The following is an 8,346-nucleotide window of genomic DNA, read 5'->3' on the forward strand; positions in this document are numbered from 1 at the left end:
ATGCGGGGGGATTTCTCACAGCACGGATGTGGTGAGGAGAGCTCTTATAAGGGGGAGGCAGACGCTAACAGAAATTAGATAAAACTCACAAACAACCTATTCACCATTTGAAATGAAATGTGGTGTTTTAACAACCGGCGCTTTGCCGGGTTTTTTATGTCAATAAAACTTTTAGAGGACAAAATGACTGTAACTTATATCGGACTTAATGACCCAATGGCAGTGCGCACATGGTCTAAATTACTAAACCAAGAAGTCTCAAAAGCACTTCCGATTGCACCGTTGATTGGAAATGATTCAAACAGTATCGTACAATTAAAAGATGAAACCACGAAAGCAAGTGGGGATGCTATTAGCTTTAATTTGCGTGTGCAGTTGCTAGGCGATGGGGTGAGTGAAGGGCAGACATTGGAAGGCAATGAAGAAGCTTTACAGTTTCTCAATGATCGCTTGGCAATTAATGAACTCGTTCATGCTGTGCGTGTCAAAAATGAGGGAACGATTGATCAACAACGAATTCTCCATGATTTGCGCACCGAGGCAAAAAATGGTTTGGTTGATTGGTATGCAGATCGTCTGAGTATGATGTTCTTCATTCAAGTGTGTGGTTATACCGCAAAAACAATTAACTTTGAAGGACGCACGATTACCCTTAAACCTGTTCATTATGGGTTTAATGCGCCAACGGCACCAACCAATAAACGCGTGGTACGTCCTAACGATAAAGCAAAAGATGAGGACTTACAAGAAGGCGATTTTTTTGATCTCAGCTTGATTGATAAAGCTGTCGAACGGGCTAAATTGGCAAATCCTAAAATTAGACCCGTGCGGATCGATGGGGAAAATGTCTATGTGCTTTATCTACATCCAACCCAAGTGACGCAATTGCGAACCAATACAGATGCGGGGCAATGGCTCGACATTACTAAGGCAATCTATAGTGGAAGTCGTATCAAAAATCCGCTCTATGATGGATCTTTGGGCATGTATAATGGTGTGGTTTTGCGCGAAGCTGAACATATTACCGAAGGGGTCGAAGCTGGAACCGCTAATAAAGCTGTGCCAAATGTGCGGCGGGCTGTTCTGCTTGGTGCGCAGAGTGCTGTGATTGCTTTTGGTAAAGATCGAGGGGCGACACGCTATAAATTGGTGGAAGAACTCTTCGACTATGAAAGAGAATTCGGGGTTGCGGCCAAAACCATTATTGGTATGAAAAAAACTTGCTTTACCTTGCCAGGGAGTACGCAAGGGGCTCAGGATTTTGGCACTATTGTCATCCCAACTTATGGAGCACCCGCTTAAAGCGAATGTTTGCTCTCTTCCCCCAACAAGAGGGATCTGTTGGGGGAAAAATTTAAAATGCTTCCAGAAACAAGGACAGGCTTATGACCACTTTATCCTCTGATCCCCAAAATCTAAACCTTACACATTCAGACCATTCTAAAACTTTTGCTTATATGGTCGCGCTTATTCAAGATGAAATTGATGATACAACAGCGGAATATTCCCTGCAAATTCAAGATTCAATTTTTACGGCTTTGCGTTTGTGTGAACGCGAACCCTTTTTCTTTAATGAAAAAAGAGAAAGGACGTTTAAAACACAAAGTGGTAAAACATGGTATGGGCAAGAAGAGGGGGTTTTTATTGAATCAGAAAAGAGTTTGAAGAGCGTCTTTTTAGCAACAAAGAATGCAACACCAACAAAGTTGTTCTTTAAGCCCTTGGAAGTGTTGCATCAACAATATGGTATGCATCCTGCGCTAGGAACGCCATTCTTTTATACGTGCCTTGATCAAAAAATAGGACTCTTTCCAACACCAGAACATGTGGAAACTGTACAGCTTTCTTATGCTCCTGTTCATTTTGCTGATGAACAGCTGCAAGAGGATGATAACCCTTGGTTGATTTATGCTTTTGATCTTATTAAAGCACGGGCAAAATATGAACTTTATAAAAATATCCTTAAAGATCCTGAATATGCCGCCGTTTCTTTCAGAGATTTTCAAGAACAGCTTCAAGCTTTGCGCATTGAAACATCGCGCCGAAAAGGTTCTTCAAAGATTCGCCCAATGCGTTTTTAAAAAGTTCATTTCAAATCGTTTATGGCTGGTGTTGAAGGTTGGTTTGGCACTGATGGCTGGATTTGCGCGTTGGGTGTTGATGGTGAAGGGCTGGTGGATGGCGTTGGGGTGGCCATTATTTATGGTATCGTTTTTTTTTGGTGCGTTAAACAACTTGAGGTTGTTTATTTTGTTGAATTTTATGCCTTTAGAGTTTTAAGGGCTTTTGTGGTTTTTTTATCAATAAGCCTTGGTATTTTGAATGGCACTGAGCTTTTCAAAGATTTTATGGGGGGGGCTCTTGATGGCTCTTTCCCCCGTCATTGTGGGGGGGGGGTGATTGCGGGCAGTTGATTTTGGTTTGGCGCTGGTGGATGGCGTTGGGGTGGCCATTATTTATGGGATCGTTTTTTTTGGTGCTTTAAACAATCTAAGGTTGTTTATTTTGTTGAATTTTATGCCTTTAGAGTTTTAAGGGCTTTTGTGGTTTTTTATCAATAAGCCTTGGTGTTTTGAATGGCACTGGGCTCTTCAAAGATTTTATGGGGGTCTTGATGGCTTTTTTCCCAATCGCTGATTATCGACCCGATGTGGCGGATATCAATGGAATTTTTACCGATGAACTTGTTAATGTGCTCCCGGCGGATGGCTCCTATATCCCTATGCCAAGTTTTGAACCTTTATCAGAGCCTTGTCCGGAGCCAATCTTAGGCACTCTTGCGGTTAAAACAAAAAATGGGGTTTCTATTATTGTCGGGACAAGAGATAAAATCTACTTACTTGATAATACAACAATGAACTGGAAAGATATTAGCCAAAAAGGAAAATCTTATCTGGCTAATGTTGATGCTCCGTGGTCTTTTGCTTTGTTTGGTGATTTTATCATTGCTGTGAATGCCAATGATAAACCACAAGTGATTGATATTAATCATGATAAAACATTTAGAAATTTAGGAGGAAATCCACCACAGGCAGGGATTGTTCGAATCTGGGGAGATTTCGTTTGTTTGATGAAATTAACTGAGTATCCAAGACGGGTTCATTGGTCTGGATTAAATGATGCTGAATTTTGGACCGTGGGAAAAAAAAGTTGTGATTATCAAGATTTTCCTGATGGCGGATTCGTCCAAGGGGCAACGGAGACAACAAATCCAATTATCTTTATGCGTTCTGCAATCTATGCTGGTTCTTTTATTCCTGGCTCTAAGATTATTTTTAGTTTCCAAAAAATCCACGATAAACGAGGCGCAAAAAATGCTGAATCAATTGTTTGTAGAGGCGATTTAGCATTCTTTGCCGATGAGGGCGGGTTTTATCAAATAACAAATGAGGGACAGATTATACCCATTGGGTTCGAAAAAGTCGATCGAACGATGACCGCAAAATCAAGGAAGGATAATCTGTACACTCTGTCTGCTGCTATCGATGGGGTGTATAATCGTGTTTATTGGATGGTTGATTCTGATGAGAACCTTCATAAACGTATCTTGCTCATTTATGATTGGGGATTGCAAAAATGGACAAAAGCTCTCGTCGATATCAAAATGATATTGCCTATTTTCTTAGCAGGAACAACCCTAGAAGGTCTTGATTTTGTGACTAAGAATATTGACGATTTGTCCTTTTCTCTCGATAGTAAAGCTTGGAAAAATGAATCGCCTATTCTGGGGGCATTTGATCAACAGGGGAGACTGGGTTCGTTTTCTGGGGGTCCTATGGCTTGTGTCGTGACATCACAAGAAATGGGGCAGACAAATGGCATGATAACACGGGTGAAAAATATTATGCCTCAAGTCAATAGTGGAAAGTTTTATTTGTCTGTGGGAATGCGCTTTCGACAATCTCTTGAAGAGGAAACTGTTTGGTTGCCAGAAAAACAGCCTTCTTATAATACTGGACAAATTCACTGTCGTGCAAGGGCACGGTTTTATCGCTTTAAATTGCGTATTCCTGAAGGGGTGAATTGGACTCATGTCACTGGATTTGATGTGGAATTGACGCGGGCCGGCATGCGATAGGCATGCCCTTTTGTAATATCATGCGATAGGCTCAAGCCTCTATTATTAAAGAACAAATGCCCCATAGGCTTCCCAAACCTTTATAAACAAAGGCACAATGCGATAAGCTGTGTCTTTATAATATGAAGAACAAGGTGGTGCGTTATGTTTCATGCTTTTCTGCGATAAAGGAAAAATAGGCTGCACCATGGTTTATTTTTATAAAGAAAAAAGTTCCCTCTTTGTTGTGACAAAGGGATGATGGGGCTTTTTTCTTTTATTGTGCGGGGGGCATGGAATGCGTGAAATGCGTAGGGGGATGTTATTTGAGGGGAGATGAGTGACAAAGCTAAAAGAGCTAAAATTATGATACAAGAGAGTCAAGATTTATATTCTGCTCATCTGACAGAGCAGTGGCCATGGGAAAAAATAGCTCCCTATCAAGAGGCTCTCAATGCTGCATTGAAAAAATATGTTCAGCGCTTTCCGGATGATGTTTGTCTGGAAAAAATTGCTGAAGAAATCGCTACAGGACAAGCACAATTGTGGCTGGTCTTAAAAAATAAAATCCAATTTAGTGCTTTTGCAATTACCAAAGTTGAAATAACCCATACGGGAAAAAAATGCGTCGTTCTCTCTGATCTTGCTGGAGAGGGAGGGCTGAAATTGGTCAAATTGATTGATGAAGTCGAAAAATGGGCGCGAACAATTAATGCTGAAGAAATGCACATGTTTGGAAGAACTGGATGGGCGAAAAAGCTCGCTCATCACGGATATTCTCGTAATCTTATTCAATATAGAAAGGTTCTGAACCCATGAGTAGAAAAACCACACCTCAAGTGCAGACAACAACACAAACAAATGCTCCACCTGCTTGGGCGGCTGATATTCTTAAACAAGCCAGTGCTGATGCACTTGGACTTTATAATAAAGGAATTGGCGGAAACGTTTATCAGGGAGACAGAGTCGCTGGTCTTAGCAATATGACAAAAAATGCGCTGACCGGTTTACAACAAGCAGCAGGGCTCTATAACAATCCAACGGTAACGCAATGGTTGAATGCACCAACCAACAGCGCTACAAATCTTTCCGGTATGGCTAAGGGAAGCTGGATTGGAAGCAATAGTAAATTTAATACTGCATTGCAAAATGCTCTGAATAAAACGTCCGATGCAATTAATCAATCGATGTCGGGAGCAGGACGTTATGGCTCTGGGGCTCATACTGGTGTGCTGGCCGATGAGTTAGGCGCCTTGGCAACAAATGCTGCAGCACAGCAATATAATCAAGATATTAACAATATGATGAATGCAAACCAGATGATTGATCGCTCTCAGAATGATCAAGTTAATGCGGCAAATAGCTATTATCAAGGACAGAGTAACGTGCAAAGCAATGCTTTGAAAGGGGGCATGATTCAAGATATAAACCGCCAAAATGTCTTAGATGCTGAACGCCAAAAATGGTCAGAAAAAGATAATCAAGATTGGAACCGATTGCAAAGCTTGTTACAGGTAGGGACACAGGCTGCTGGAAATTACGGAACGACTTCCGGAAAATCCACGACAATGCCTTCTGTGACAAAAGATCCATTGCGTGATGCGCAGCAAGTGCTTGGATTGGTCGGAGGAATTTTAGGGCTTTGTGATGTGAGAGCAAAAGAAAATATTATCCCTGTGGGGCAGAAAAAGGGATATCCACTTTATACCTTTAATTATAAGGGAAATCCACAACGTTATCAGGGCGTTATGGCGCAAGACGTGTTGCGTGTGAACCCTGAAGCTGTTTATGTCAATGCGAAAACAAAATTATTGCATGTTGATTATGACAAAATAGGCCTGAAAATGGAAAAAATGAAAATGGAGAAAATACCGGCATCTAAAAATAAAATTGCGGCTTTCTTTTCTTCATTTTTTGCTCGTTTTCCCTTTTTGAATAAAGAGTATCTTCTATGAGCTCGATTTATGATTGGTCAATTGTTGCATCAGAAAATGCTTATGTCGACGAGAATATAAACTGGGCAGAAGGGCAACCGCCAAGCACAGTCAATGATAGTGCTCGCGCTATGATGCAACGCATCAAAGAATATTTGTTGGATAATGGGGGCGTGATTGAAACACAGTTTACTGTCGATGTGAAAAATGAGAGAACGTCACTTCGTTTGGCAACAAAGTCTTTTTTTGAGACTTATATGGATGGCATTGTTGTGCGCTTTAAAGCACAAGGCGTCAACAGAGGAATAACAAATATTTCTTTAAATCAATTGCCGCCAAGACCAACTTATATGGCAACGCCAGAGGGTATTATGCCTTTAAAGGGCGGGGAAATTCAAAAAGGGGGGCTTTATGAGATCGTCTATACGCGTGATATTGCCGGAAAAAATGCTGATGGCTGGTTTTTAACCAATCCTACTATAAAACTTCCTGAAATTCCGCCCTTTCCTCCTTTGCCTGAAACTTTTTCTTCTGGATTTATCGGGACTTTTGCTACAGAAAAAATACCCTCTGGATGGTTACTGTGTGATGGTAAAGAATATTCGCGAAGGAACTATGCTAATCTCTTTGCTGTTCTGGGAGAAACATGGGGAAAAGGAGACGGGAGAACAACATTCAATGTTCCCGATTTGCGTGGAATGTTTTTACGGGGGCTCGATAGTGGAAAAGAAATTGATAAAGGACGTCGCTTGGGAAGCCGACAAGAAGAGTCTTTTCAATCCCATACCCATGAGGGAAAAACAGATTCAACAGGTAACCACCAGCATAGTTATCCAATGATTGACGAAGTAGTTTGGGATATGAATCACGGTGAGTATTATAGACATCTGGCTCAAGTTTACAATAAAGATCGGTTAACGAAGGCTGCGGGAGAGCATGAACATAAGGTCTTGTTGCAAAAAACAGGGGGGGATGAAACACGCCCCGTCAATATGGCGGTGGTTTATGCTGTCAAAGCCTGAGAATGAAAGCTGTGTGAGAGAAAGATAAAAATGCTAAAATGTTTGTTATGAAAAAAAGTCTTATTGAATATATTGTGCAGAAAGTTTTGAGGCGCTTTAGAAAAAACTTAACTCTCTTTATTTTTTGTGCTGCCTTTGTTGGATGTCTAAAGGTCAGTTTGCCTATTGTTCTTTAGAGGATCAAGACAGTGATTATTGAAGGTAGAGGGAGAACAAAAAAACTTTCTTTATTCATGGCGTTTTTTACTGAGGAATAAAGATTTTATCCCAAATGCCTCTCTCTTGTGGTGTCGTGATCCATTATTTCAAGTGCTGGGGTTAAAGCGCTGCTGTGCGATGACAAAAAAACCATGGGTAAAATTTATCCTATTATACCGTAAAACACCGTCATTAAAACACTATTATTGAAGGTGGTTATATCAGTAAGATAGCTTAAAGTATTTAATACATTAGCAATTGTTTAGAGAAGGATTTGCTTGGTTAAGTATTATGCAAGTGAATCATATAAGTGAGCAGCAGACGGAATCCTTTCAGAAGAGTTGGATTGTTTACAAACCGATGTGGGCTAAAATCTTCGTCCTTTTAGGTGGTGGAAAGAGGTCAACGGATATGTTTATTTAAAGCGAGAAAAGGCAAAATGGAGCGCTTTCTTTTTTGGCAAAGCGTGTAGGAAAAAAGGGCTCTTTGTTTTCAAAATGGGTGCACTGTTGGCAAGAGCAGCAGGTTGGCGATGCGTTGTAGTACATGGTGAGGCATTGAACCCTCTGAGATGGCATTTTGTGCTTATCAGGCAACTTCTTGAAACGGGATGAGAGTGATACGAGAAAATCTATAAGACAATAGTTTATCCCGTTGTGTTGTAAAATACCATTGTTTGAGATGCGGTTAAAATTTTATGCATGGGGTGTTTTTCGTCTGTGTGTATTCCTAAAGCAGCGTTTTTTTGTAGAGTAACTCTGGACAGGGGATACATTACAAGGATGCATTTGCAGGGGGAAGCCAAGTCAAATCTGTTAGATAAGAAGCCAGATTGTTTACAAACCATTGTTTATTGATTGCCATTATTTAAAGACCGGTGTGGGCTTTGTCCTTTTGGGGAAAGCTGACACAGCGTGCAAGGTGACATGCATTTCTCTTTGGTTTCAGGTGATAAAATCAACATTTTAGGTGGAAAACAGAATATAATCTAAAAAAATACCTTGTAAAAATTTTTGATGAGGAAATTTTTTTCAAAAGCTTTTCATATGATTGTCTGAGATTGTCTGAGATTGTCTGAGATTGTCTGAGATTGTCTGAGATTGTCTGAGATTGTCTGAGATTGTCTGAGATTGTC

8 protein-coding genes are annotated in these 8,346 nt (G+C 40.6%); all 8 read left to right on the forward strand.

Annotation, left to right across the window (positions count from 1 at the left end; translation table 11 throughout):
• Positions 1 to 183 precede the first annotated feature (183 nt).
• The 8 genes from ACFILY_RS06610 (at position 184) to ACFILY_RS06645 (ending at position 7,013) form a co-directional block, all read left to right on the forward strand.
• Entirely contained in the window at positions 184 to 1,302 is a 1,119-nt protein-coding gene (locus ACFILY_RS06610; RefSeq protein WP_375659705.1) for a N4-gp56 family major capsid protein, read from the forward strand.
• An 83-nt stretch (positions 1,303 to 1,385) separates the two neighbouring features.
• Positions 1,386 to 2,081, forward strand: coding sequence for a hypothetical protein (locus ACFILY_RS06615; RefSeq protein ID WP_375673300.1), 696 nt, complete (start codon positions 1,386 to 1,388; stop codon positions 2,079 to 2,081).
• A gap of 21 nt (positions 2,082 to 2,102) precedes the next feature.
• On the forward strand, positions 2,103 to 2,414 hold the full coding sequence (locus ACFILY_RS06620) for a hypothetical protein (protein WP_375673302.1): 312 nt from the start codon (positions 2,103 to 2,105) through the stop codon (positions 2,412 to 2,414).
• On the forward strand, positions 2,401 to 2,535 hold the full coding sequence (locus tag ACFILY_RS06625) for a hypothetical protein (protein ID WP_273791306.1): 135 nt from the start codon (positions 2,401 to 2,403) through the stop codon (positions 2,533 to 2,535). Before ACFILY_RS06620 ends, ACFILY_RS06625 begins: the two co-directional genes overlap by 14 nt.
• A 79-nt stretch (positions 2,536 to 2,614) precedes the next feature.
• Positions 2,615 to 4,078 carry a hypothetical protein gene (locus ACFILY_RS06630; RefSeq protein ID WP_273791307.1) on the forward strand — a complete coding sequence of 488 codons (1,464 nt, stop codon included), beginning with the start codon at positions 2,615 to 2,617 and terminating at the stop codon, positions 4,076 to 4,078.
• Positions 4,079 to 4,393: 315 nt separating this feature from the next.
• On the forward strand, positions 4,394 to 4,876 hold the full coding sequence (locus ACFILY_RS06635; RefSeq protein WP_273791308.1) for a hypothetical protein: 483 nt from the start codon (positions 4,394 to 4,396) through the stop codon (positions 4,874 to 4,876).
• Positions 4,873 to 6,012 carry a tail fiber domain-containing protein gene (locus ACFILY_RS06640; RefSeq protein ID WP_375637712.1) on the forward strand — a complete coding sequence of 380 codons (1,140 nt, stop codon included), beginning with the start codon at positions 4,873 to 4,875 and terminating at the stop codon, positions 6,010 to 6,012. The genes ACFILY_RS06635 and ACFILY_RS06640 overlap by 4 nt, the downstream gene beginning before the upstream one ends.
• On the forward strand, positions 6,009 to 7,013 hold the full coding sequence (locus ACFILY_RS06645) for a phage tail protein (protein WP_375637713.1): 1,005 nt from the start codon (positions 6,009 to 6,011) through the stop codon (positions 7,011 to 7,013). The genes ACFILY_RS06640 and ACFILY_RS06645 overlap by 4 nt, the downstream gene beginning before the upstream one ends.
• Positions 7,014 to 8,346 lie beyond the last annotated feature (1,333 nt).

It is taken from the genome of Bartonella sp. CL25QHWL, assembly GCF_042195335.1.
Lineage (GTDB): Bacteria > Pseudomonadota > Alphaproteobacteria > Rhizobiales > Rhizobiaceae > Bartonella.